Genomic DNA, 25,523 nt, shown 5'->3' with positions numbered 1-25,523 from the left:
CGCAGCCAAGGCGATCGCGTGGGCCTCGTCTTAGCGGAGGAGGGAACGATCGCACGCGCGAAGGAATTCGTTCGCCGCACCGTGGCGATCGGAGGCACCGAGCACGGAGTGGCGCTCCGAATGGCACTTCGTCTCGCCCCCGATGTGATCTTCTTTCTCACCGACGCCAAAATTCAAACCATGTCCGAACGCGAGATGGACGACATTACTCGCCGCGCCGAAAACGTGGGGACCACGATTCACGCGATTCAGTTCGGGACCGGTCCGCCACCGACGGGCACGTTCTTGGAACGGCTCGTGCGAAGAAACGGCGGCGGGTATCGCTATGTCGACGTGACCACGCTTCCTTAAATCGTTCCAAGGAATGATGCATCCGGTGAAGCCAGCCCCCGGTGATCTGAATTCGGGCGAACCCAGCATGGCTGAGAACGTTTCCAAGAACTGCGGCGAACACCGATCGGTTGATGAGCTTTTGGGACAGGCCCCTTAATCACGCGACGCGAAAACGATCGCGTGGTTCGGGTGAAAAATGACCGGCGAACGCAGATCATCGTTTGAGTCAGTCCGGCTATCCAGAATTCGCGGCGGCAACTCACCGTCAACGCTCAGCAATTCACGCAATTCCGCCTCGCCGATCGCGTCGTCCTGTGGCCGAGTTTGTTCCGACTGTTCGGCGAGCCTGCACGCGACAACCAACACGTCTTCCTTGCGTTGGAACTTCAACGCGTAAACGCCGCGATCGGTGTCCGTGATCGCGACACAGTTTTCGACCGAGATCAATCCGGACTGAACATGCTGTTTGCGAAGACCAATGATCTTTCGGTACCAATCCCTTATGGACGACTTGCCGTCTGCTGCGGGACCGATCTTGGCGGACCGGAACGCGACCTCCTCGGTCGGCAAGACTCCGTCTGACCAATCGTGCTGCGGGTACTCGCGACGTCTGCCTTGCACGACCGCTCGGCGAAGCGTTTCGTCACCGAAATCGACGAAGAACGCGAACGGGTTTTCACAAGCAAACTCCTCACCCATGAACAACATCGGAATCGCCGGCGACATGATCAGCAGACTCGCTGCGGCCGCCTGCGTCTCCGGTGCAGTGATTTGGTGAAACCGTTTCCCCAACGGATGATTTCCGATGAAGTCGTGATTTTGGATACAGTAGACAACACTCGTGGTATCGACCCGCTCAGCGGTTGCGACGGAAACTTCTTCGCGACCTCGATCGCCACGGACGTCACCTTGGAAAACGAACCCTCGCTGCAGCGCTCGAGCGAGATCGATGTGCGGTTGGTACCGGCGGACTGTCAATTGATCATGACTGCGGACGCAGGCCAGCAACGCGTGAGCGAAATCGTCTCCCCACTGCGCATCGAATCCACATCCTCCTTGCTCCAAGGGAGCCGTCATGGATGCGTCGTAGACGTTAGTCTCTGCAATCAACCAGACCTTTCGGTCGTTCGCCTGCGACCACTGGCGAACCTCACGTCCGAATTGACGGGTAATGTGTTCGTCACTGTCGTCCTTCATGCAGTGGATCGCGTCGACTCGGAGACCGTCGAGATGAAACTCATCGAACCAATAAATCGCATTGTCGATCACGAAACGGCGAACCGCCTCCGCTTCGGGGCCTTCGTCAAAGTTCGGTGCGGCTCCCCAAGGAGTTCCGTGTTTGCTGGAGAGGTAATTGCCGAGCAGAGATAGGTAGTTTCCTTCCGGCCCCAAGTGGTTGTAGACCACGTCGAGGAAGACATGCAACCCTCTCGCGTGTGCCTCATCAACGAAGCGTCGCAGGTCGTCCGGTGTGCCCAGACTGCTCATTGGTGCGAACCAATACGTGGCGTCGTAGCCCCAATTCCAACGACCGGGACACTGCGCAATCGGCATTAACTCGATTGCCGTAATTCCAAGATTGACCAGCTCGTCGAGCCGGTCGATCGCGCTCAGAAATGTCCCTTCTTCCGTGAATGCTCCCGGGTGGAGTTCGTAAATGATAAGGTCTTCAACGCGTGCCGGTCGCGGCTGGTCATCGTGCTGCCATGCAAACTGATTGCCGACCACCATGGACGCCTCATTGACACCGTCAGGTTGAAAACGCGAGGCGGGATCAGGAATCGATGGTGGCCCAGGAGGCAGGCTGGTCGACGAGCGGTCAATTCGGATCCGGTACCGCGTACCGATGGGACAGTCCTCGATATCAGCGGTGAAGAAACCATCGCTGTTCCGATTTAATTCCACTGTTCGAACCGCGTACGCTGATTCGTCCCCGGTAACAGACTCACCTTCGAACAGATCAACAGCGAGTTTCTCGTGCGCAGGTGCATAGACAGAAAACGCCGCACTGCGATAGCCACTCGGCACCACGCCCCACCGTGGATGCGTCGACTCTTGGTCCGACTCCACCACGCCAAACCAGCGAAGCCCGTCGAGAACCGCCGCGGTGCTGCGACGTGACGCGAGGTACAACCGGTCGTCCCAATTCCGCGAACGGTGGGCATCCTGAACGCGGGCGGCCAAACTGCGACTGGCGTTGCCCACGACGACGGCGCGATACCCAGCAACCAACGCCGCATGATCGTTGCCGGAGTCTCCGCAAAAGACGATCTCCTCACGTTGGTAGTCTTGCGATTCGCACCACCAGTCGAGCGCAAGGGCCTTCGACACCTCCTTGGGCAGAACGTCAATCAACCCATCGCCGTTAAAAGGGTCCACACTACTGATGATGCCATAGGGCAGCGAGTTCTCGTCGAGATACGACTGAGCGGCCCGATGGCATTCGTCCAACGACTCGGCGGGCACGTAATAGCTGAGCTTATGCCTGCCCTGTTTGAAACTTTCTTGCAATCGGAATTTGGGCAACAGGGCGAGGTCGGACCGCACACGTTCGACGTCGGTGTCGCCGATGATTCGGTCGAGCCGCGCGTCATAATCACCGCTACGCTGAAATTGTTCGGCGAGTGTTTCCTGCGTGGGTGCGTTTTTCGAAGTATCCTTGGAAGTCGACTCCTTACCAACGTTTCGATAAACGCTAGTACCAACGTCGCACAAAATCCAATCGGGAACCGGGAGTCCATCATCGATGATCGCTTCGAAGATAAACTCGAGGTGACGCCCCGATACGTAGGCAAACGGGATCGCCCCGCCTGCCAATTGGCCTCTGATTTGCTCCAGAGCCTCTACAGATGCTTCATCACCGCTGAGCGGTATGAAAGTGCCGTCGAGATCGGTCGCGAAAACTCGTGGGCGCGTCTGTGAATTCATCAATTTTTCTAGTCGTTTTGGGTTCGTTGGTGTGGGGCCTACTGGTTCGCTCGGCAGTTTGGCTCGTTATGATGAAGGTTCCTAGGGGATCGTCCGAGCGTTTTGACGAGGACGGTTTTCGACACGCTTAACGCATCAACTCGTTCGGTTACCGCATTGAAGGATACCCACTCGACCATGTCTGACTCGCCCGCCGCCATCATCGTAGGGGAAGTATTGTGGGATTGTTTTTCAGAGCAAGATGGTGGCAAGCGAATTCTCGGCGGTGCGCCGTTAAACGTTGCATGGAATCTCGCCGGGTTCGGGATGGATCCACTGTTTATCAGTGCGGTCGGCGACGATGAACTCGGTCACGAAATCATTCAGCGAATGAAAAGTTTCGGGATGGAGACCGAGGGCGTTGCGGTGTTGCCCGGCGTGGATACCGGGACCGTTCAAGTCACGCTCCAAGATGGTGAACCCCACTATGACATCGTCAAAGGTGTGGCGTGGGATCAAATTCCTACCCCCACTCATGCCTTGTCTGAAATGATCAGCGATCGAATGGCGACGGCGCACCGGGCAGATTTGCCCGCGCTGTTGTACCACGGTTCATTGGCATTTCGCGATGAGCGATCACGTTCAACGCTGACGAAACTGCGAGAAAAAATCCTTCACGACCCGATCCGGGCGAGTGCGTTCTTCGACGTCAACCTGCGGGCCCCTCACTACACGTCGTCGTTGCTTAACGATCTCCGGCGATCGGCCTCGTTCATCAAACTGAATTTGGATGAACTCGGCGAACTCGGTAGCGAGGCGGAGGGCGATCCTGTCGAACGGACCATGGCGGCGGGACGCGCGTTCGAGAAAGACACGAACGACGTCACACTGTCGGGCTTGTTGGTCACGCTCGGCTCCGATGGCGCGTTGTGTTACACGCCGGGTTGTGGTGAACCCCTGCGGGTTCGCTCGCCCGAACCGGAATCGATGGAAGATCCGGTGGGTGCGGGTGATGCGTTCGCAGCGGTGGTGATGCATGGCATCCTGACCGGACGCCCTTTTACCAATTCTCTCCACGATGCAGTCGCCTTCGCGTCGAAGGTTTGCTCGCTGCAGGGGGCGACGTGCGACGACCCGCATTTTTATCGCTTGCCCTCCGACTCTTAATTTGTTGACTCGTAATACTAAAACTAGATATGCAATCGCCTGACAACGACGGGCTTCGAATCACACTACTCAGTTTGCACGGACTTGTCCGCGGCCACGATCCAGAACTCGGACGCGACGCCGACACCGGTGGTCAGATCAAATACGTTCTCGAGCTCGCTCGCGAACTAGCCACCCGCGATGACGTTGCCTCTGTCGAATTGGTGACGCGTCAATTGATCGATGACAGGGTTGGTCCCGATTACGCACAGGTGGAAGAACCTCTCTGCGACAAAGCCAAAATCATACGTGTCCCCTTTGGCCCTCGTCGCTACTTGCGAAAAGAAGCACTCTGGCCGTACCTAGAAACGTTCATCGACCAGATGCTCGGCCACTACCGACGCACCGGTTTGCCCGATTTGATTCACGGACACTACGCGGACGCTGGTTACGCGGGGGCGCAGTTGGCGAGGTTGCTGCACGTGCCGTACGCCTTCACAGGCCACTCGCTCGGCCGAGTGAAACGCGAGCGTTTATTGGCGTCAAAGTCGAAGTCCAAATCGAAGAAGAGTCCCGAGGACCTCGAAAAGAAATTCAAATTCAAACGACGCGAAGAAGCCGAAGAGACAGCGTTGGAAACCGCGGCGCTCGTCATCACCAGCACTGGGCAAGAAGTCGAACAACAGTATTCGATCTATCACCACTATCAACCGGATCGCATGGAAGTGATTCCACCAGGGGTGGATCTGTCACACTTCTATCCGGACGATCCCTCCGAGCCACTGCCACCAATCTATGACAAGTTGGTGCCCTTCCTCCGCGAGCCCGACAAGCCTGCTGTTCTCGCGATGGCGAGGCCAGACGAACGCAAGAACCTCGAAATGCTCGTTCGCGTCTACGGTGAAAATCCGAAGATGCAGGAGGCGGCAAACTTGGTACTCGTGATGGGAGGCCGTGACGACCTTCGCACACTGCCGCCTTCGCAACGCAGAGTCATCACCAACGTTCTGCAACTGATCGATGTTTATGACCTATACGGCAAGGTCGCCTATCCGAAGTCGCATCGCCCGGTTGATGTGCCGGACCTGTACCGCCTCGTTGCTCGGCAGAAGGGCGTATTCGTCAATCCGGCCATGACCGAACCGTTCGGCCTGACCTTATTGGAAGCCGCCGCGTCGGGAGTTCCCATCGTGGCCACGAACGACGGCGGGCCTCGCGACATTATCGCCAACTGCCAAAACGGCCTGCTGATCGATCCGTTCGATCCAGACTCGATCGATCACGCGATCATGCGATGCCTGACCGAACCCGAACAGTGGGAAACCTGGTCGCAAGCCGGAATCTCAGGTTCGCGTGAGCACTACAGTTGGAAGAATCACGTCGATCGCTATCTGCGTGATGTTTCCGAGATCATTGACACTTCGGCCCCGCCCGCGCTGTCTCAAAGCGACAGCCGAACGTCCAAACGGCTGCCTGAGTTTGACCGAATCATCATGACCGATTTAGACAACACTCTGACGGGCGACGAACAAGCCCTGAATGAGTTTGTCGACTTGATGAAGCACGCAGGCAAAGATGTCGGGTTCGGAATCGACACCGGGCGATCGCTCGCCGAGGCAATGAGTTTGATCAACGAACTCGGATTGCCTCGCCCGGACGTTCTCTCGGCCGCAGTGGGTACTGAGTTGTACTACGGTGCCGATCTCACGCCGGACCGCTCATGGCACCAACAGATCGCTCATCACTGGAATCAGAAACTCGTTCACGAGGTTCTCGATGACATGCCTGGCCTATTCCTACAGAAGGACAAGGACCAGACCGAATTCAAAATCAGCTACCGAATCGACCCCGAAGTGATCCCATCGGTCGATAAGGTCAGGCGTCGACTGCGTGAAGCCGGCCTGCGAGTGAACGCGATCTTGTCCCTCGGTTCGTTCCTGGACATCATCCCGATTCGCGGTGGCAGTGAACTGTCGTTGAGACACCTCGCCTATCGTTGGGGATTCGAACCGGAGCACATGCTGGTTGCCGGAGACTGCGGAAACGACGAGGGGATGCTCAAGGGGGCTACGCTCGGGGTCGTCGTCGGAAACTACAGTCCTGAGCTTGAGAAACTGCGTCGACTGCCGCGGATCTATTTCGCCGAGGGGCATCACGCCCGCGGTGTGCTCGAGGGGATCGAGTACTACGACTTTTTGAATCACATTCGCATCCCCAACGACAAAGTCGAAGCGGATTCGTCGAAAGAAGACACCAACCAATCCGAATCGAATGATTTCGAACAGAATCAGGACGCTGCCGCTCGTTCGGCGAGCTAGTCCGGTTCTGAGATAAAAAATGTGACAAGTGGTCCGCAGCAACCTATATCCTTTTGGTTGACTGCATGAAGACTGCGAGGCCAATTCGCTCGACTCATCTACGCTCTCCCCACCGTAGTCGAAAATCGCCTCGCATTCCGGTGACGCCCCGCGACGGATGGATCGCTCGGGTGCCGTCGCCACGCGATGAAGGAATATCGTGTCGATAACTGCGGACCGGACGAGAGACTACATGCCTGCCAACATGCGATTTTCACCCGATTTGTACTGACATGATTGCCCTGAAACTTAAAGATAGAAAGAACGCAGCGACCGGAGAGGTCATCGAGCGACACGGTGACTCGCGCGCGTATGTGGCGTTGGAACGGATGCTACCCACGCTCGAGGCATTCTGGGAAACCGAAGGAGCGGACCAATCCGAAATCGACGAGATGATGGACCGGCTGCAGCGGCACTGGCCGCGCTTGTTCGGATTGTTGGTCGGTTTGTACGGCGAGAAATGGGATTTCTTCTATCACCTCGAACAGATCCTCATGACGATGGTTCGTGGATGGCGCCTTCGTGACGAGTCGCTCCGCGAAACCGATCACAACCGAATCAATAACCCGGGATGGTACACGTCTGAGAAACTCGTAGGCGGTGCCTTGTATGTGGACCTGTTCAGCGAGAACCTTGGCCGTCTTCGTGACCAGATCCCATACTTTCAAAAACTCGGCCTGAGCTATCTGCACCTGATGCCGCTGTTCGCGGTGCGTCCCGGCAACAACGACGGCGGTTACGCGATCAGCAACTACCGCAGCGTGGACCCGCGTGTGGGTACGATCGAGGACCTCAAGGAACTCGCCGCAGCTCTTCGCGAAGCCGGCATCCTCCTGGTGCTCGATTTTGTTTTCAACCACACCGCCGACGATCACTACTGGGCCCGCCAAGCTCAGTCAGGCAGTGAAGAGTTTGCAGACTACTACTTCATCTTTCCGGATCGCACGATGCCGGATCAGTACGAGCGGACGCTGCGAGAAATCTTTCCCACGGTTCGTCGTGGCAGTTTCACTTGGCACGACGGAATGCAGCGATGGGTTTGGACGACGTTCAATAGTTTCCAGTGGGACCTGAACTATCGGAACCCTGAAGTGTTCCGCGCGATGTTGGCAGAGATGCTGTTCATCGCCAACACTGGCGTCGACATCTTGCGGCTCGATGCGGTCGCGTTCATTTGGAAACAAATGGGCACGATGTGCGAGAACCTGCCCGAAGCACACCAAATCATTCAGGCGTTCAACGCGTGCGCACGCATTGCGGCACCGGGTCTGGTGTTTAAAAGCGAAGCGATCGTTCACCCCGACGAGGTCGTTCGTTATGTGGGAGAGGACGAATGCCAGACGTCGTACAACCCCACATTGATGGCTTTGTTGTGGGAGTCATTGGCGACACGTGATACCAAATTGCTGCGTCGCTCGCTTGCTCGCCGACACAAATTGCCCGAACGAACGACATGGGTGAACTACCTGCGTTGCCACGACGACATCGGGTGGACCTTCGATGACGACGACGCCGCGGCGGTTGGGATCAACGCGTACCACCATCGGCATTTTCTCAACGCCTTCTACACCGGACAGTTTGAAGGTTCGTTCGCCCGTGGGGTTCCTTTTCAACACAACGTCGATACCGGCGATATGCGAATCAGCGGGACGCTCGCCTCGCTCGCCGGGCTCGAACAAGCGATCGAACAAGACCGCGAGGATTTGAAGGAACTCGCAATCCGAAGGATCTTGTTGCTCAACGCTTCCATGCTGAGCATCGGCGGAATCCCATTGATCTACCTCGGTGAAGAATGGGGTGCACTGAACGATTACGACTTCGTCAAAGACCCCGCGAAAGCCGGCGATACTCGGTGGGTACACCGTCCCAAAATGCAATGGACGTTCCTCGATGAACTCGGCGACGACGGTTCGATCCGGGCGAGAATCTTCACGTCGCTGCAAAAGCTGATCGCGATTCGAAAACAAACACCCGCGTTTGCCGGTTTGGAGATGGAGCTAATCGCGACAGAGTCGAGCCAGCTATTGGCGTATGTGCGGGCTCATGCGGCAAACCGAGTGATCGTGGTTTCTAACTTCAGCGAACACCCGCAAACGATCGACAGTAATCGTTTGCGGACGGCCGGAATGGGACGCTTTTTCGAAGACCTGTATACCGGCGAAACAATCACGACGGCTAAAGACCTGCAGTTGGAACCTTATCAGTTCCTGTGGCTGCACCGCGTTTAGAGTCGGTAGCTCTCGTTCATAAAAACCGACAGCGAATCCACTCGGCGGCATCGTCGAGTGTTTCCTGCATGGGGCGAATGCGATAATTAAGTTCCGCGACCGCGCGGCTGGAGTCATACCAATGAAATTGGCTGCTCATCGCCACGCCCGCACTATTGATATCGGGTTCGTTGCCGGTGATTTTCGTGAGCAAATCCCCACCCTTGGCACCGATGATCCGTTGCAGAGGGCCTGCGGGCATGATCGGTTTGGCACGTCCAAAACGGCTCCCCATTTCTGACCACAGTCGGTAGTAGGTCTCGTTATGACCGGCGAGAACGTATGACCTGCCGTTGGGAATGTCAGCATCGATGGCGGCGATGATCGCGTCGGCAACGTCTCGGGAATCGCAAACGCTACACCCGCCTCGCGGCGCGATCGGTTTCCACGCACGCCCAACCTCCAGCATCATACGCCCACTGCTTGGCTTCCAATCCCACGGACCGAGCATGAACCCGGGGTGCAGCACGACCGCACGCAAACCTTCTTGGATTCCATTTGTCACCTCGTCCACGCCAGCCCGTTTGCTGATCACGTAACTGCACGGGACTTGGCCGCCGGCGTGATCGAGCGGCGTCGTTTCGTCGGCCGTTTTTTTACGCGATCCGACGGCGAGCGTGTTGACCGTCCCCACGTGCAAGAGTTTGGAATCGTTCTTCAGACATGCCTGAACAACGTTGCGAGTTCCCTCGGCGTTGACCTGCATGGATTCGTCCATACGCTGCCAACCGAGGTGAATCAATCCGGCGGAGTGAATCACCACATCGGCCGATTCGGTTGCCCGTTCGAGGCATGCCTGATCATGCAGATCACCATGGATCGGCTCGGCGTCGATTCCCTCAAAAATTTCACGATCGGAACCACTGCGGACCATGTAGGTCAATGTATGCTGCGTCCCGGAAAGGTGACGCAGGATTGTATTGCCTAACAGTCCGGAACCTCCGGTGACAAATACTCGCATGATGAAACATCTCGGTGTTGGTACGTGGCGCCGCGACGTGACGAAGAATGAATCGAATACGTGAAGAAATCAATAACCGTTAATAAGAATGTGTAAGGGCTCACATCAACGGTTGCAACAGTTGCCGACGGGTAACCACGCCGGCCAGGTTCCCGGTCGAGTCATACAACACGGCGACGTCACTGTTGGCATCGTAGAGGCGGAGCAACACTCCGAGGTGCCGGTCGGTCACCGAACCACGGACAATCGGCATGGGGTCAGGAACAGTTTCTTTGCCAATCAGATCTGAGAAGCGAAAGAACCCGACAATCCGGCCCCGGCGACGCACCAGAATAATCGGATGGTTGCAACGACGTGCCTGGTGACGAGCCGTGGCGAGGTCAACAGGAGAGTTGACGACGGCGAGGCGATCCGGCCGCACGCCAAACTGCACTGCGGTTTGATTGCCGATTTCGAAAATGTTTTGAGCCAAGGTACGTTGACTCGTGGTCAAAATCCCCGCGTCATGGCCGTCCTGCAGCACACGATTCAAATCGCCTCGTGCCATCGAAAGGCTCAGACGAAACGGTGTTTGCCCGGTCATCGCTTGCAGTGCATTACCGAGCAACGCCAGAAGGCTGGAAACCGGCGAGAACAGAATCGTCGCCGTCAACAACACCCAACGCGTCGCCGTGAGCAGCCGATACGGTGCCTGGAAGAAAAGGTGTTTCGGCAAGAGTTCGCCGAACACAAACACCAACGGTGTCATCACGACGGTCAGGCCGAGCTCCATGCTCGCGCCACCTGAAAATGCAATGCTCGCGAACATCACAATCGCAAAGCTAGTCATGTAGTTGGCGAGGTTGTTCCCGACGAGTGTCGTGGCTACAAAGATCGCAGGATGATTCAGCAGCCAGACGAGGCCACGGCCCGCCCACGAACCGCTCAAACCGTCGAGAACCAACCGCGTCCGCGAGACTCGATATAAACCGGTTTCGGTGCCGCTAAAAAAAGCACTCAGCGTCAAACCGATGACGAATAGAAGGACAGCAATCATCATGTTGCCTCTCCTCCTGACTCCGGATCCCGCCACACTTCGATCCAGATATCACTGTCATCTTCATCGGTGACAACGATTTCGTAAGGCGGCAGGGGCGCGACATCACCGACCCTCGGAACACGTTCGTTGTAGCGCTGGACGTATCCCGATACGGTAGCGGCACGTTCCTCAGGGACGTCGATCGACAACGTTCGAGCGAGCGCGCGAAGGCTGGTCATGCCCGACATGCGATAGTGGCCTCGTCCGATTCGTTTGATCTGTTCTTCGGCTGCATCGCGGTGTCCTCGGCTCGCCAACACCCCACGGAGGATGTCATCGATCGACAACGCGCCGATGACTTCACCGAACTCGTTTACGACGACGGCGACGCTGATATCTTGTCGATCGAGGTCTTCGTAGACACGTGACACGCGGGCCGTCCAGGGAACGAACAGCACCGGTTCCACCGCCGAGGCGAGGTCATTGAACTGCTGAGGACGCAGCAGACGCACCGCGACCGAACCGACCCACGTTTCGCCGGTTTCATCGCGAGGGTCAGCGACCATCATGTATCCGCCCGGCGGTGATCCGTCATGCAACAACGATTGGTCGAGCGGCGGTGTCACAACGAGCAGCCGGCTACGCGGACGCATCATCTCGTCTGCACGGGTTTCGGCCATCGCCACGAGCGCCTGCAGAGCGGCGCGTTCACGACGGATCAGCAGCGCGTCATCGGTACCCAAATCAATCGCGCGTTCGATGTCCGCCAAATCGATCGCCGGTTCGCTTTGGAAAGACGGCCACAACAGTCGAGCCGCCGCCTCGTTGGCCCATTGCACGACAGGCAAAACGGGACTGGCGATCGCAACGGCGGCTTTGATCGGGACACCGACAACCAACGAAATCTGCACCGGCGTCATCACCGCAACGCTCTTGGGCAGCATCTCACTGAAGAAGATAATCGCGACCAGCGCGGCAAACGTAAAGACGCCCGGTCGCGACATGTCGGTGGAAACCATCGCAACGAGTGCGAAGTAAATCATGTTGATCAGCAGATTCCAAAATAGAATCGTCGCCAACAACTGATCCGGCATGTTGAGTAAATGATCGACGACGCGCCCCGCCGCGCCACTGCTTTGCAGCTTCTTTCGGTCACGGTCTCGAATCGAGAACAACGCCGCTTCGCTGCCACTGAACAGACCGCTGGCGCCGATCAATACGAACATTGCCAAGAGAAAAGGCCACTGCGCCGCCAATTCGCTCAAGCGGATAACTCCGCAGGCGAATCGGAAGGTTCTACTTCGAGAGGCACATCAAACTCACTCAACGCCGGAATCATCATGGCGGCCGTGGTGAATCCGTACCCAAAGATCAACGCGGCGGCAACGTAGAGATGGTCGGTCTGCAGCAAAAACTGCGTGATCGCGTAGAACGTGATCAGCGGAAGTGCGAACGCGGCGGTGAAGATTGCCGACGACGGGTTTCGCCATCCCAACGCGGCGAACAACGCGGCACCGCCACCGAGGATCATCACCAGGAACGGTGCTAACTGCAATTGGAACGCACCACGGAAACTGACCATGATCGTCATGCAAATCGCGATGCCGACGCAAAGGAAGAACACCGTGCCAAGGCTCGCCAAGGTTGCCGTTCGTCCGGAGACATAATTGAGCCCCGAATGGATACCCAGCATCGTCACGAACACGTACAGCCCGATCGCCGCGAGGATCGCGTACTGCATGTTTTCGATCGTCATCACACCGGAGACGCCGAGATAGATGATCAATGCCAAAGGCAATAGGATCAGTTCCTTCGCCGCATACATCACCCCGAACAGTTTTCCAAAAATAAACTCGCGAGGCCGCAGGTCCGTGACCAACAAAAGGTCCAACGCCAAGCCATCGCGTTCTCCCGTGATCGACGTGACCGCGAGCGCGTTGACAAGCACCAAACTGATCACCCCGAGCGCGGCCATCGGGATCGTCACCGCGGGAAAGGCACGGCCGATTCGCCCGGAAGGCTCCATCGCCACGCCGCTTTGTACTTGATACCAAATCGCCGCCGCGATGATCGCGAAGATCAAAACAAACACCGAGCGGATCATGATGATCTTTCGGCCATACGCCCACGTGCGGACCTCACGCCACAGGATCGGGTTGTCCCAAACGTGACGCGGTTGGCGAACCTTCCATGACATCGGCCCTTCGGACGATTGCGGCGTGGCAGGCGACTCGGCATCGATGGCCGAGGCACCGGATGCCGGATCGGCAACCGAAAGGTCACGCATGTACTCTTCGCTGGTTTCCGGTTCGGGAGCTTTCAGACGAACCTCACGCGACGGGTTCCAAATACGAACTCGCGAAACACCGATCGCGAGCACCGCGATGGAAACAATACTGCCGAGGATCACAAACCATCCCTCGCCCGACCGCAACATCGTCATCACATTGGACGTGGTGTTGGTCGCCGCGATCAAAGCCCGCGGCGGGCTGATTGCGGTCGCCCATGCCGCGTCGATGATCGGGCTGCTGGCGAGAATTTCTCCGGCGGCCACCAGCAACAGCAGGATCAGGAACGTCAACGCGATCGACTGAAACGTCTTCTCACGCCAAAGTGCAACAACAGTGCCCACCGACGCGGAGACAACAACGCTGACCGCGATGACCAGGAACACGGCAAACACCTGACTTGGGGCAACGCCTCCGAGCAGCGGCAAAGTCAAAAACAACGGCAACGAGACAACCAACAGGCTCAGCGGTGTGAGCAAAGCCGATGCGGTCTTGCCGGCAACAATTTCAAATCCCGACAATCGCGTCATCAACAACAACAGCAGCGTACGTCGGTCTTTTTCCTGGGCCACGTTGGCGGCCGCACCAACGGCAGCAAACGCAGAAAGGATCACCAACTCCAACGGTGCGAGGAGCCGGAACATCCAACCACCGAATTTGGCCGCGTCGGAGTTCGCAAACAGCGACCGCGATCCATCGAGCACCAGATAACCGGTGCACAGCAGCAAAAACAGCGTCAGCAAATAAATGCCGCGAGCCAGATAAGTCGACGAACGCTTGGGGGCGACGGACGCTTCACGATTAAATACAGGGCCTAACATGGCATTATGTTAATCGCCGAGCGATCCGTTTCGCAACGGGCTTGCAAATAGGCGAGCGGTGCCCTCCGGTGACGTTGAACGCGCGGAAAGGCCGTTTGGGCCTGCCTTCTCGTCCCGATTCCCGGCAACGGCGCGTTTTATCCAGTCGGACTACCTTCGCTCACCCTTCTCACCCGACCGAATCGGCCCATAAATCGGGTGGGATGGTTCAGATAGCAATGGTTTTGCGGACACATTCTCGTTAGCCTGTGACGTTTGACAACACTGTCGGATGGCTTTGAAAAAACGCTCGATTTGCGTGTCTGAGTCTCATTCTCCTCGACGTTCCCCATCCCCACGCCCTTTCATCCATCGCATTTTCGCGTATGAGTTCGTCATCCACCTCGCGTTCTTTTCTCGAGCGTCCCGGCCCGTGGGGGACCAGCATGGCATTGCTGGTCCTGATGGGATTTTTCTTCATCTTGCCGTCGGCGTTCCGCGGCGCCCGCCTGGGGTTGAAGAACAAAGAAAACGACATCAAAGATTGGCTGCCCAGCGACTTCCCGGAAACGGCCGAGTTGGACTGGTTTGCCGAACACTTCGCCGGCGAGAGTTTTGTCCTGGCGACGTGGCCGGGATGCACCGTCGGTGATCAACGTCTGCATCTGCTCGAAAACAAACTGCTACACGAGTCGGCTGACTTCCGCGAACAATTGCTCGCCGAGGAAGCCGATCAAGCGAGCGGTCTGTCGCTCGCCCAACGCCGCACCCGCGTGCGAGCGAGAGAACTCGGCGAGGAACTCAAACTACTCCCACCGGGACAGGACCTCGACAACTGGGGCGGCCAAGACGAGAAGTGGCTCGCCTCCGCCGACGGCACGTGGTACTACATCACGCCGGACGGGCGGTTTTATCGTTGGGAGGAGGCCAACAACGGGCCGGCCGGTTTGCTGCGTGCGATCAAGAAATCGATCGGGCGATATGAAATCAAAGGCAAACTGGTCACCGCGTTGGGCGAACCGTCAACGCCTGAGCGGATCAACGAATACTACAACGACCCAACCTTGTTGTGTGCCCCCTTATTTGAAACCGTTCAAACCGGGGCCACGATCGTCAACGATCTCGCCAGCGAAGGCGGTGCCTTGTGGCCGGTCGATACCACGGCACCGGAAAAACGTCCGATCGTTGCCGAACGCCGTGCGATGGAACGTCTGACAGGGAGCCTGTTTGCTCCCGCCGTGCCGCCTGGATTCGACTGGACGGCAGAGAATTTCGTGACCGTGCTGCCGCCGGAACGTCGCGACGAGTTGCCTTCGGATTACGAGTTCCGTGTCACCTCGACGCTCCAGGATTTTGCCGACGAACGTTTAGATGGGGATTTGGCTTCGATCACGTCGGCCGTCACCTCGGTTCAGACCGATGCGTGGTACGCCGTTTTTGATTCACTCGAAGTCGAGGCGCCGGCCCGGTTGACGTGTTTATTGGTCACGTTGACGGATTTGGCAAAAGACAATTTGGCTTACGCGATCGGGCGTGGCACGCTGGGCAGTCCCAAGGGACGGTTGCTCGCGTTGGCCGAACAGAGTGGAGTGCATCCTCCCTCGCCGCCGTCCACCGCGCCTCCACCGTTTAACCGTGAACCGCCCGTCACCGTCGGAGGCATGCCGCCACTGAGAATGGGTGGGCCACCGATCGATAATATCGCGATCGACGAAGAAGGGACCGTCACACTGGTCCGGTTGATCGGATACTGCATCTTGGTCGGCGTCGGGTTGTCGTATTTCTGTTTTCGCAGTTTGAAAACAACGTTGATGCTGTTCGTCGTCGGTGGCTCTGCCGCGATGTTGTCGATGGCGATGGTCGGATGGACGGGAGGCCGCGTCGACGCGATCCTGCTCAGTATGCCGTCGCTCGTCTACGTGCTCGGCCTCTCCGGTGCGATCCACGTGATCAATTACTACCGCGACGAAGTACGCATGAAGGGCGAACGCGGGGCAGCCGGTCGGGCGCTTCGTCACGCGTTGCTGCCATGCTCGCTCGCGGCATTGACGACTGCGATCGGTCTCGGATCGTTGTACACCAGTAATCTCAAACCGATCAGTAACTTCGGTTTGTATTCGGCGATCGGTGTGATCGCGACGCTTGCGATTCTGTTTTCATACCTGCCCGCAGCTTTGGAGGTGTTCTCTCCGAAGTTCATCAAGAAGAAAAAGCCCAAGAAACAGAAATCAAAACCGGCCCGATCCAGCGAACAACCCACCACCGACGCGGCCTTTCCGGTCGCGATGGACATGGGTCTGGCAGCGTGGTGGGCGGCGTTTGGTCGATTCATCACCGCCCACTATCGTCTCGTCGCGGTCGGCTGTTTGGTCGGCCTCGTGATCGCCTCGACCGGTTTGTTTCGGATCGAAACTTCAGTCCAGTTGCTCAAACTGTTCGACTCCGAAGCGAGAATTCTCAAAGACTACGCATGGCTCGAGGAGAACTTCGGCAAACTCGTTCCGATGGAAATCGTCGTGCGAATGCCTCGCGAGATGCAGCGAGACTTCGTCACTGAGGACGAAACGACATTAGCGTCAAACAACACATCATCGGGCCCAGCGAGTTTCGCAAACGCGGGACCGCTTAGCGATGATTCCGCAGACGGATCCTCCGAGGATTCCGATGACCCGATCGCGTTGACGTTGCTCGAACGAATCGAAGCCGTGTCGCGGATTCGCATCGCCGTCACCCGAACTCTCGGTGAAGAGGGAACAGGTGAAGTCGGCCAAGCATCGAGCATGGACACCTTCCTGCCGCCTTTGCCGGGCGTGAGCAACGGCTACGACGTCGTTCGCAGCCAGATGAATCGTCGAATCGGTGCCTCGAAAGACGAACTGCTCGACAGCGACTACGTTAAGATCGAACAGAACGGACCTCTCTCGGGCAGCGAGATGTGGCGTTTGAGTCTGCGGGTCAGCGCCCTCTCGGACAACGACTACGGTCTGTTCATCAATGACCTACGTAACGTTGTTGCCCCCGTGCTCGAGGCCTATCGCACCCGCGCCGCGGTATTGCAGGCTCTCAGCGCAAACGAGGGCGGCATGACCGGAAAACAACGAGTGCTGGTCGTCGGCAGCGAACGCGTGCCAGGCCTCGCCGATGCGGCGCTCGTGAAGGAAGACGGGTCGGCTGACGTGTCGGCGATCTTCCTCAGCACGCTGCACGAACTGCTGGGCAACGAACGGATCCGCCGCCCGATCTGGATCGATCCGGAAAGCCCCGATGCCAAAGCTAAACCTGGTGACCCGAAATGGGAACAACTCGTCGCGGCGGTCGATGCGGTGATTTGGGTTGATGGGATCGAGGAATCGCTGCTGAATCAACAGATCGGTTCGGAACACCTGCACCTCGGTGCTGCCTCACACGCATCGGAGTGGCTGATGCCGGCCAAGGCTGTCATTCGAGCCGACAAGATTGCCGCTCAGCCGATCACAAAACAGATCGTTACCATCGACGCCGCGAGCGTTCACCAGAACAACCCCAACGTGGTGCGAATCAGCAAAGGCGACCGCCGCGTACCCGTCTTTGATGTCGAGAAAGCAATTTCGCCACAGGTCGTTTTCACCGGTGTCGTTCCGGTCGTCTACAAGGCACAACGGACGTTGCTAGGCAGCCTTCTCGAGTCGATCATGATGGCGTTTGTTTTGATCGGCATCGTGATGGTCGTGCTACTCAACCCGGGCAGTTTCCCGACGCAGTGGTTGGCGCCACGTAACCTTGCCGACGGGTTCGCCGCCGGAGCGGTCTCGATGATTCCGAACCTGTTTCCGGTTCTGCTCGTGTTCGGTTTGATGGGGCTCGGCGGAGTCGCCGTGGATATCGGAACGATGATGACCGCTTCGGTCGCAATGGGTGTCGCGGTCGACGACACGATCCACTTCTTATCGTGGTTCCGACAATTCCTCGAGGAAGGCAAAACCCGCTACGAAGCCGTCATCGAGACCTACCGCAAAGTCGGTCCGGCTATGACGCAAACGACGGTCGTGGGCGGACTCGGGCTGTTCGTTTTCGCCCTCTCAACCTTCACTCCAACACAGCGTTTTGGAACGTTGATGTTGGTGATGCTCGCGGCCGCATTGATCGGCGATTTGGTTTTGTTGCCGGCTCTTTTGGTCAGCCCACTCGGAAAATGTTTCAAACCGCGTTTGGGTTTCCTCAACCAACCCCCCGAGGGCGATCCATCCATGCTCGATGGTGAGCAGACATGGCATGCAGCAGGTAACGAACCCGGTGCTGCGAGTATCGAAGACGGCTCAGCGGAATCCGGCATCGCCAAGACGGGGACAGGAACACTCGTTGCCTCCGAAGACATCCCTGTCCTCAAAGTCCATTCGCCACCGTCACGATCCAACTCAACCCAGCCCAAACGCAAATAGCACGCACGGGCAGAGTCGAGCCTGAGAACATGAAGCGGTTGAGCCCCGATCCGGTTGGCCCGATCCGGTTGGCCCGAACCGGTTGCCTCGAACCGGTTCGGCTGCTCTGGCATTGCGTCCACTGCTTAGAACTGGAACGTCAACCGCGAAGTCAATCCGCTGAAGGTGATCGTTTCACCGACGTCGATCAAGTTGCCGCTGCGAACCGCGTCGACATATCCTCGGGTCGTGACCGCTGAATACCAACCGGCCATGGTGTAACCGCTCTGCAGTTGTACGCATCCGGTTTGGCTTTGCCATCCCAGGCCGACTTCCCCTTCGAGGATCGGCGTTGCGTGAAAGTCCTCGTAGGAGTTTCTGGCTTCGCCACCATCGAATTGGTTGGCCTGACGATAGTCGGCTTTCCAGTCACCGGCGAGCAAACTCGCCATCCCTTGACCGTAAATGTAGAGGCCTGTTTCGCAACTGTATCGCTTCAGATCCAACCCACCGGTCAGACCGAAACCGTCAAAGTCGATGTCGGTCGTGACGTCGGTCAAACCGTTGGCGACTTGATACGTTTGTTGACTTCGCATCGTTTGTTCGAGATTGCTGTAGCGAAGCCCCGCGGTCCAGTTCACCGCCAACGCGCCGGCCTGTTTCCAAAGATGGCGGTAGTTCAGATCAACGTGCTGGAATGAGATCTCATGGTCCGCATTGGACTGCAAACTCGACACTGCGGTGTTATCCAGCGACGGGTGCAGCAACTGTGAATTCAGAACGTAACCGGCACCGTCGTTCGCGTTGATCACATCGAACGTGCTGCCCTGCCAGTAACTGTAGGAAACGTTCAGGCTGCTGCAAGGACTCGCCGCCAACGCAAAGCCGGTGCGGAAACCCGACGAACCGTCCATCGCTGCGATGCCGATCGGACCGGTTGGCGTGCCAACGTCCGGGTCGGGGTCAGTGCCTTCGACCGCATAGATCAAGTCGCTGCTGCCGGCGGTCAAGAACAGGTATTCACCGAACGCGCCGCTGCGATGCGCCCACCAAGGCTGAGGGCATTTCGCCTTGCCGCCGCGGAGATTCGAGAGCAGTGAACCTTCGAGGATTCCTCCCGAGCCTAGCGGTGACATGCAACCGCTTTCGCCCGCACACAGTTGCAACGCTTCGTCCAACGGTGTTTCGTCAATCGAGTTGATCGTCTCAACCCCACTCGCCGAGTCGACTTCCTCGTACAGGCCCGCAACCAGTTCGAGAGACACGCCGTCGGTATCGCCGGCACGCGCGTCCGTCGCCACCGCGACTACACCGTAGACCACAAGACCACCGGCAACGAGCCGACGTAATAAATGCTGCATCCAACGTGTAGACATAATGACCGCCCTAGAATTGAATCGAAATCGATGTGTGTTTTGCGACAACCTTTGAAGCTGCGTTGACTCGCAACATGACACGTCCGTGCGAGTGGGTTTCCGTGGTCAAACAACCCGCGGCGTTCGCGAAGGACTCATCCCTCACGCACGCTTTTGGGTTGTGAGCAATCAACGCCCAAACACCAACGCGACAATCAAAAGTGACAAACGAGGCCCGATCGATCGATTCAATCCAAATAACCCGATCGACATCCCCTCTGTTGGTGTAGATCGGCAGTCGCGCTTTTGAAAAATTAAGAACAACAGTTACAGACGGCCAAACGACCTAACCGTTAAAGTCACGACGATATGTGTGCCCAATACGCACGCCGGCTCATCGAAAACGCAGCAAATCACCAGGCGAAGTGTGACATCGCGCATCAAAGAACCTGTCCAAGATTCATTTTCCGCAATGGGCACGAGATAACCGGAGTTTCCCCCACCGGAGTTGTCTTTGCGACCGCGGCAGGTGACTCGTGAGTCGTGGTTTACCCGAGCGGCTTCTCGGTTTCGACTTGCACGATTATCAACACATCGCCTGCCGCGAAACTGTTCATCGGCCCCGATGCGGAGCTCGGTTGGCTGGCCAAGTTTCCTGAGATCGAGAGAACCTTCACGCCTGTTTTGCGGATCCAGCGATTGATTTGTCGTTCGAGTTCGGGCAACTCGCTATCGACACCTTTGAAAATTTTGACTTGTTGCACGCTTGAGGACCAACCTGGATAAGGGAACCATCGAGTAGAAAAGGGAGGCGAAGGCGAAACCAGGATAAGTTTGCTCTTTCACGGAGCGAGATTAGCCTGGAGAAATTCAAGCTCGCTTCTTCTCCTAAGATAATCGAAACGATGGTCCAATCGCACTCCCTGGTCACCCGATTGCGATCGAACCGCGCTCCCTCAGCGAGCCACTGCACCTCGCGTGAGTTCACACGTTATCTCCGCATATTTGCGATACTGCTCCTGCTGACGTCCTTTGGTCCGTCTTTATCGGCGGACGAACCCAACGCAAACGCCCCCGTCACGATCGACCAGGCGCAAGTGGTCTTGATCCGAAACACCACCGTGGCCGCGTCGATCCCCGGCCGGATTCAGTCCGTCGAGATCAGCGAGGGCGAATCCATTTCAGCGGAATCAACGATCGCCCGGCTGGACGATTCGCGCGCTCGTGCCGAGTTGACCTCCGCCCGCGCAGCGTTGAGGGCGGCAACAATCCAATCCGAAAACGACGTCAACACACGCTACGCAGAACGCACCCTCGACGTCCGCCAACGTGAGTTGCAACAGAGCACCGAGGCCAACCAGCGATACGCCGGATCCGTCACCGCCACGGAAATCGACCGCCTGCGATTGGTTATCGACCAAGCCGCGTTGTCGGTCGAACAGGCCGAACAGGAACGGCGGGTAGCCGAGGCGACCGTCGCGGAAAAGGAGGCCCTCTGCGAACTGGCGCGACTGCGAATCCAAGAACACCAAGTCACCGCCGGGATCGCGGGGATCGTCGCCGAGATCTTTGTGCAACCCGGACAATGGATCGATGCCGGTGAACCGGTCGCACGACTGGTCTCGCTCGACCCGATCCGCGTCAGCGGTTTTGTTGACGGACGAATCCACGACGCGAGTCTCGTCGGACGGCGTGTCAGGTTCGAGATCGAACCGCCAAAGCAATCGTCCGCCACCTATTTCCCATTCGAGCAATCATCCGCACCGGGTTCTCGCGCCGCAGCCAACGACGCGGCGAGCGCGGAGAAAGGATTAGATCGCGATCAAGACGAAGATGCGTTCGAAAAAGGAATCGACGAAGTGACGCCGCTCTACGGAGTCGTCACGTTTGTTTCCCCCGAACTGCATCCCGTGACATCACAAGTTCGATTGTGGGCGAACCTGGAAAACCCCGACGGCAGGGCGCGGCCGGGAATGCATGGGAAGCTGATCATCGAATAGATGGCTATTCGCTTTTCGCGCAGGCCGTAGTGGATCTCGTCAACGATCCTCATGCAGCAGGATCTATGACAAGATCCACTCCCCAAAATAAAGCTGACGTGCCCAACACCCGTAGCAGGATTCGCCAGAAGTCAGGGCACCGAAGTCTGGCGACATCGCCTACCTCCATTTTAGAAACGCATTAGGCGAGCTTCTTTTGCCAACCCGCCCCACGTCAGCTTCGCTGCAGTGACGACGATCAGTCGATGTTGTCGAAATCGTCGAAGTCATCGAGGTCGTCATCTTCTTCGTCGAGGTCATCCCCGGCGGTGTTCAGCCCGAACTCGGCACTGATTTCGTCGTCGATTTCGATTTCGTAGTCATCGTCGAGCTCCTCTTCGAAATCATCATCGAAGTCGTCGTCAAAATCGTCTTCGTCGATGTCATCAAACTCGTCAATGTCATCGTCGGCGTCGTCGAGATCGTCTCCGAATCCGGGTGCCGCGTCTTCGTCATCCGTGGCGGGAGCTTCATCGTCGTCGTCGTCGTCATCCAAGTCGTCATCGTCGTCGTCCACCATCGTCGGAGACGGCATCGCGCGAGGCGAGGTCGTCTCATTCGGCTCCAAGGTCGCGACCGAAGAGTCGGAATCGGATTCAAAAGGTTTCGGTTCGAACGTGACAGTCATGTACGGATTATCAATACAAGGACAGAGGGAGGAGCAGGACGCGAATAACTCGGAGACCGGACACCGTAATTAACGCGTCGTCGTTTCTCTACGGTTTCTGGTCTCGACGGTTTCTGGTTTGACGGTTTCTGGTTTCTCGACGGGTTCTTAATCTCGGCAAGTGGTTCTGAATCTCGACGAGTTTTGATCGCGACGTATTCTCAGCGGTGAAATCGATTCTCCGCGTTGATGTCGCCGCTACGTTTAGATCGGTAATGGAGCAGATCGCGGGAAAATGGAACAGGCACCGCGGATGTCAAAATGGGGCATTCAGTAAAACACGGTCGTCTACCGAGCCTTTTTTGCGTGACTCGGCTTTTCAGGGCCCATCTCGACGTTGTGCCGATCATTTTGCTAACTGATGCAATCATCACAAGCCGCCCGACGCCGGATTTCTGGCATTTTCGTTAATTGAGAGACCGTATTGCCATGGAAGGTGCCTATTCGACCGGCGAATCCCCCGCTCGGAACTCGAACCGATCGCAGCCATGCGTGCCCAATGCAGCAAATGGAAGCGTTTGGATCGCACTTCCGCTGGTGGCTCTCGGTTTGCTGACTGCGTGGGTGGGGGGATGTGCTCACCGATACGGGCATATTGTCGCGAACGATGACAAAGACCTCGTCGGCAGCCACGAAGCCGGTGCGGCGACGTGGAACCCGTTGGTGGACTCCTCCGTTGCTCAGCTTCTGGGTCGGTGCCCACCCCCACAACCGCTGCCATTCGGCAATCAATTTGCCGCGGAGATGGGGACGCCGGCGATGGCGGTCAGCCATTCCATGTCGAGCGACATGCAGCTGAACGATCCAACCGCACCGGTGGGAGCAGATGGCGCGTCCTTGGCCGGTTCGATCGATCCGAATTGCTCGCCGCAGTTGGCCACCGGCCCGGCACGGGTTTGCTTCATCGGCATCGAAAACAAAAGTGCGGAGGAACTCGTCGACTTCAAAGACCAACTCTACGAGCGTATCGATTCGCAGATCAACGCAGGCGAAGCGTTCCGCAGCATCAGCCGCCGGATGGTCGACGCCGCGTTGATCGAAACCCGCCTGCGTCCCGATTCGCTGTTCCTGCCCGCCAACCGCGCCGCGTTCGCCGCCGCACTCGGCCGACAAGGAACGCCGGTCGATTATCTGCTCTACGCAACGATCACGTCCGGAACGACCGACCGGAACAAGTCAACGCAGCGCGACTACGTGCTCACTCTCGAGATGGTCAACCTGCACTCGGGCGACTACATCAAGGAGTCCGCCAAAATTCGCAAGGGCTATCACCACACACGAGCCGGTAAGTGGTGGAACTTTGGCGTGTTTGACCAAGCCGACGGCTGATCCGAAAACTTGCGCCGACTCCACAGCAGCACCGTTTTGGGGAACCTGATCTTGCATCTCAGCTCCTCACATTTGAGCTCCTTGCATCGCCGATCCCGAGCCGTTGTCTCGCTGTGGTGTGCCGCGTCGACGATCGTTGTGCTTTCTCTGACCGGGTGCGCCGCCAAGCTCGCTTCGATCGACACCGCACGCGGCGCGTTTATCTCCGGTGACTTGGCGACAGCCGAATCGATGCTGTCGGAGGTTGCCGATTCGGGAGGCCGGTTCTCCGGGCCTGCTGAACTGGACCTGGCCATCGTCCAGCTCGCTGCCGGGAACGTCGATGCCGCTTCGTCGCGGCTCCGCGTGCTACGCGACCGTTTCGATAAAACCAGCCCCGCGTCCAAGATCGGCGCCGGCGGAGGCGGCGTGCTCAGTACCGCGAAAGAAGCCGGGGGCGGCGCATTATCAATGGTCACCGATGACACCGCGAGGGTTTTCAAACCGGCCGGTTACGAAGAGGTGATGATCCGCACCATGCTCGCGATCTGCTCACTCGCCGGAGACGGCACCGACGCAGAAAGCTACATCAATCAAGCCGCGATGCATCAAGCCAAACTGCGAACCGTCGCGGACGAACGACGGCGATCCCTATTGCCTGATTTTGTCGACACGACGCCGCATCAGGAGTTGGCCCTGGCCCCTTATTTAAGAGGCGTGCTGCGAGAGGCGACGCATCATGATTTTGACGACGCCCAACGAAACTACCGCTTGGTCAGCTCCATCCGCCCCGACTTCAAACCCGCCTTCGACGACCTCGAACGAGCCACGGTGGGCAACCACAGTCGTCCCGGACATGGTGCGTTGTACGTATTCGCAATGGTCGGCCGCGGACCGGTGCTGGTTCCCACCGAAGCACCGGTGACGTCCGCCGCCGTCTCCATCGCGTCGGCACTCATGCTCAACGATGACGAAGAAGAGGACGACATCACCCGTTTGCCAAAAATCACCAGCGTCAAAATCCCCACGGTCGTGATACCGCCCTCGCCGGTCGCCTCCGTCGCAATCGCCGCCAGCCCGATCACGAACGGCGTATCCAGAAACGGGTCGCCTTCGCCGGCCGGGTTTCAACTACTCGGCGCGACACAATCGCTGACCGACATCGGACGGTTGGTTCAAACGCAGGAAAACGCCGAGCGGCCGTGGACGATCGCCCGCAGCTTTCTCAGGCAGGCCGGCAAAGAGATGGCAGTCGGCAAGGTACGCGAGGGACTCGGCCTGACCGGTGGCCTGGGCTCCGCGTTCCAGTTCGCCGCCTCGTCGGCGTGGACCGCATCGGAAACCGCCGACACTCGCTGCTGGGGATTGCTGCCGCGGGAGATTCAAGTTCTACGAGCAGAACTACCCACCGGGGACCACGCCATCCGATTAGCCCCCGTCGGCCCAGACGGCTTTTCGGTCGGCGGTGACGTGCAGAGTGACGTGCGGATCTACGATGGCCGCAACACGTATTTGGTGGTGTTCGCACCGGCGCAGCACATTCACGTCGTGAACCCGGCTCGTTTCATCAGTCAATCTGCCCAGAAAACCGAATGAATTGCGGGATCCCCCCGGACAGGCGTTACGACAGTGCCCTTCATATGAAGTCAGCGTGACCGGTCGGTCGAGACGGTTAAGTCT

Annotated in this window: 15 protein-coding genes and 1 pseudogene; 8 read left to right on the top strand and 8 right to left on the bottom strand. The window is 57.8% G+C overall.

Annotated features, from left to right (window positions below):
- Positions 1-351, top strand: a pseudogene (locus tag RSSM_RS21815) (hypothetical protein); the annotation flags it as partial.
- A 135-nt stretch (positions 352-486) separates the two neighbouring features.
- Here the strand turns inward: RSSM_RS21815 and RSSM_RS21810 are convergent.
- Positions 487-3,261, bottom strand: a complete 2,775-nt coding sequence (locus RSSM_RS21810; RefSeq protein WP_008684090.1) for an HAD-IIB family hydrolase — start codon at positions 3,259-3,261, stop codon at positions 487-489.
- Between the two features lie 177 nt (positions 3,262-3,438).
- Here RSSM_RS21810 and RSSM_RS21805 point away from each other — a divergent pair, with 177 nt between their 5' ends.
- The 3 genes from RSSM_RS21805 (at position 3,439) to RSSM_RS21795 (ending at position 8,971) form a co-directional block, all read left to right on the top strand.
- Positions 3,439-4,407: a PfkB family carbohydrate kinase gene (locus tag RSSM_RS21805; protein WP_008684088.1), complete on the top strand. Its 969-nt coding sequence runs from the start codon at positions 3,439-3,441 to the stop codon at positions 4,405-4,407.
- A gap of 29 nt (positions 4,408-4,436) precedes the next feature.
- Positions 4,437-6,704, top strand: a complete 2,268-nt coding sequence (locus RSSM_RS21800; RefSeq protein WP_008684084.1) for an HAD family hydrolase — start codon at positions 4,437-4,439, stop codon at positions 6,702-6,704.
- Positions 6,705-6,976: 272 nt separating this feature from the next.
- The gene (locus RSSM_RS21795) at positions 6,977-8,971 is read left to right on the top strand and encodes an alpha-amylase family glycosyl hydrolase (protein ID WP_008684082.1); all 1,995 of its coding nucleotides are present in this window, start codon (positions 6,977-6,979) and stop codon (positions 8,969-8,971) included.
- A 16-nt stretch (positions 8,972-8,987) separates the two neighbouring features.
- Here the strand turns inward: RSSM_RS21795 and RSSM_RS21790 are convergent, their stop codons facing one another.
- From RSSM_RS21790 to RSSM_RS21775, 4 genes are all read right to left on the bottom strand, one after another.
- Positions 8,988-9,971: an NAD-dependent epimerase/dehydratase family protein gene (locus tag RSSM_RS21790; RefSeq protein ID WP_008684080.1), complete on the bottom strand. Its 984-nt coding sequence runs from the start codon at positions 9,969-9,971 to the stop codon at positions 8,988-8,990.
- A 100-nt stretch (positions 9,972-10,071) separates the two neighbouring features.
- Positions 10,072-11,010: a CNNM domain-containing protein gene (locus tag RSSM_RS21785; protein ID WP_008684077.1), complete on the bottom strand. Its 939-nt coding sequence runs from the start codon at positions 11,008-11,010 to the stop codon at positions 10,072-10,074.
- Positions 11,007-12,254: a CNNM domain-containing protein gene (locus tag RSSM_RS21780; RefSeq protein WP_008684075.1), complete on the bottom strand. Its 1,248-nt coding sequence runs from the start codon at positions 12,252-12,254 to the stop codon at positions 11,007-11,009. The genes RSSM_RS21785 and RSSM_RS21780 overlap by 4 nt, the downstream gene beginning before the upstream one ends.
- Complete coding sequence (locus RSSM_RS21775; RefSeq protein WP_008684071.1) at positions 12,251-14,098, bottom strand: membrane protein; 1,848 nt, start codon at positions 14,096-14,098, stop codon at positions 12,251-12,253. Before RSSM_RS21775 ends, RSSM_RS21780 begins: the two co-directional genes overlap by 4 nt.
- 365 nt (positions 14,099-14,463) lie before the next feature.
- Between RSSM_RS21775 and RSSM_RS21770 the strand changes: the two genes are divergently transcribed.
- A complete protein-coding gene (locus RSSM_RS21770; RefSeq protein WP_008684068.1) occupies positions 14,464-18,495 on the top strand; it encodes an efflux RND transporter permease subunit in 4,032 nt (1,343 codons plus the stop codon).
- A 125-nt stretch (positions 18,496-18,620) separates the two neighbouring features.
- Here RSSM_RS21770 and RSSM_RS21765 read toward each other — a convergent pair whose 3' ends face one another.
- Positions 18,621-19,850, bottom strand: coding sequence for an Lpg1974 family pore-forming outer membrane protein (locus RSSM_RS21765; RefSeq protein ID WP_044303254.1), 1,230 nt, complete (start codon positions 19,848-19,850; stop codon positions 18,621-18,623).
- Positions 19,851-20,377: 527 nt separating this feature from the next.
- Complete coding sequence (locus RSSM_RS21760; protein ID WP_008684060.1) at positions 20,378-20,593, bottom strand: hypothetical protein; 216 nt, start codon at positions 20,591-20,593, stop codon at positions 20,378-20,380.
- A 141-nt stretch (positions 20,594-20,734) separates the two neighbouring features.
- Here RSSM_RS21760 and RSSM_RS21755 point away from each other — a divergent pair, with 141 nt between their 5' ends.
- A complete protein-coding gene (locus RSSM_RS21755; protein WP_063709112.1) occupies positions 20,735-21,829 on the top strand; it encodes an HlyD family secretion protein in 1,095 nt (364 codons plus the stop codon).
- A 238-nt stretch (positions 21,830-22,067) separates the two neighbouring features.
- Here RSSM_RS21755 and RSSM_RS21750 read toward each other — a convergent pair whose 3' ends face one another.
- The gene (locus RSSM_RS21750; protein ID WP_008684056.1) at positions 22,068-22,496 is read right to left on the bottom strand and encodes a hypothetical protein; all 429 of its coding nucleotides are present in this window, start codon (positions 22,494-22,496) and stop codon (positions 22,068-22,070) included.
- Between the two features lie 468 nt (positions 22,497-22,964).
- Here RSSM_RS21750 and RSSM_RS21745 point away from each other — a divergent pair, with 468 nt between their 5' ends.
- Entirely contained in the window at positions 22,965-23,864 is a 900-nt protein-coding gene (locus tag RSSM_RS21745; RefSeq protein ID WP_008684055.1) for a hypothetical protein, read from the top strand.
- Between the two features lie 81 nt (positions 23,865-23,945).
- Complete coding sequence (locus RSSM_RS21740; protein ID WP_008684054.1) at positions 23,946-25,439, top strand: putative secreted protein; 1,494 nt, start codon at positions 23,946-23,948, stop codon at positions 25,437-25,439.
- The last annotated feature ends 84 nt before the right edge of the window (positions 25,440-25,523 follow it).

Origin of the sequence: Aporhodopirellula sallentina SM41 (assembly GCF_000346505.1) — a bacterium.
GTDB lineage: Bacteria > Planctomycetota > Planctomycetia > Pirellulales > Pirellulaceae > Rhodopirellula > Rhodopirellula sallentina.
This window is presented reverse-complemented; position numbering and strand designations above follow the sequence as displayed.

Bases quoted from the DNA above. Each gene is read 5' to 3' on its own strand.
- RSSM_RS21765 (WP_044303254.1), bottom strand. From the start codon at position 19,850: ATGTCTACACGTTGGATGCAGCATTTATTACGTCGGCTCGTTGCCGGT.
- RSSM_RS21745 (WP_008684055.1), top strand. From the start codon at position 22,965: ATGGAAGGTGCCTATTCGACCGGCGAATCCCCCGCTCGGAACTCGAAC.
- RSSM_RS21750 (WP_008684056.1), bottom strand. From the start codon at position 22,496: ATGACTGTCACGTTCGAACCGAAACCTTTTGAATCCGATTCCGACTCT.
- RSSM_RS21805 (WP_008684088.1), top strand. From the start codon at position 3,439: ATGTCTGACTCGCCCGCCGCCATCATCGTAGGGGAAGTATTGTGGGAT.
- RSSM_RS21795 (WP_008684082.1), top strand. From the start codon at position 6,977: ATGATTGCCCTGAAACTTAAAGATAGAAAGAACGCAGCGACCGGAGAG.
- RSSM_RS21755 (WP_063709112.1), top strand. From the start codon at position 20,735: ATGGTCCAATCGCACTCCCTGGTCACCCGATTGCGATCGAACCGCGCT.
- RSSM_RS21810 (WP_008684090.1), bottom strand. From the start codon at position 3,261: ATGAATTCACAGACGCGCCCACGAGTTTTCGCGACCGATCTCGACGGC.
- RSSM_RS21790 (WP_008684080.1), bottom strand. From the start codon at position 9,971: ATGCGAGTATTTGTCACCGGAGGTTCCGGACTGTTAGGCAATACAATC.
- RSSM_RS21775 (WP_008684071.1), bottom strand. From the start codon at position 14,098: ATGTTAGGCCCTGTATTTAATCGTGAAGCGTCCGTCGCCCCCAAGCGT.
- RSSM_RS21770 (WP_008684068.1), top strand. From the start codon at position 14,464: ATGAGTTCGTCATCCACCTCGCGTTCTTTTCTCGAGCGTCCCGGCCCG.
- RSSM_RS21800 (WP_008684084.1), top strand. From the start codon at position 4,437: ATGCAATCGCCTGACAACGACGGGCTTCGAATCACACTACTCAGTTTG.
- RSSM_RS21785 (WP_008684077.1), bottom strand. From the start codon at position 11,010: ATGATGATTGCTGTCCTTCTATTCGTCATCGGTTTGACGCTGAGTGCT.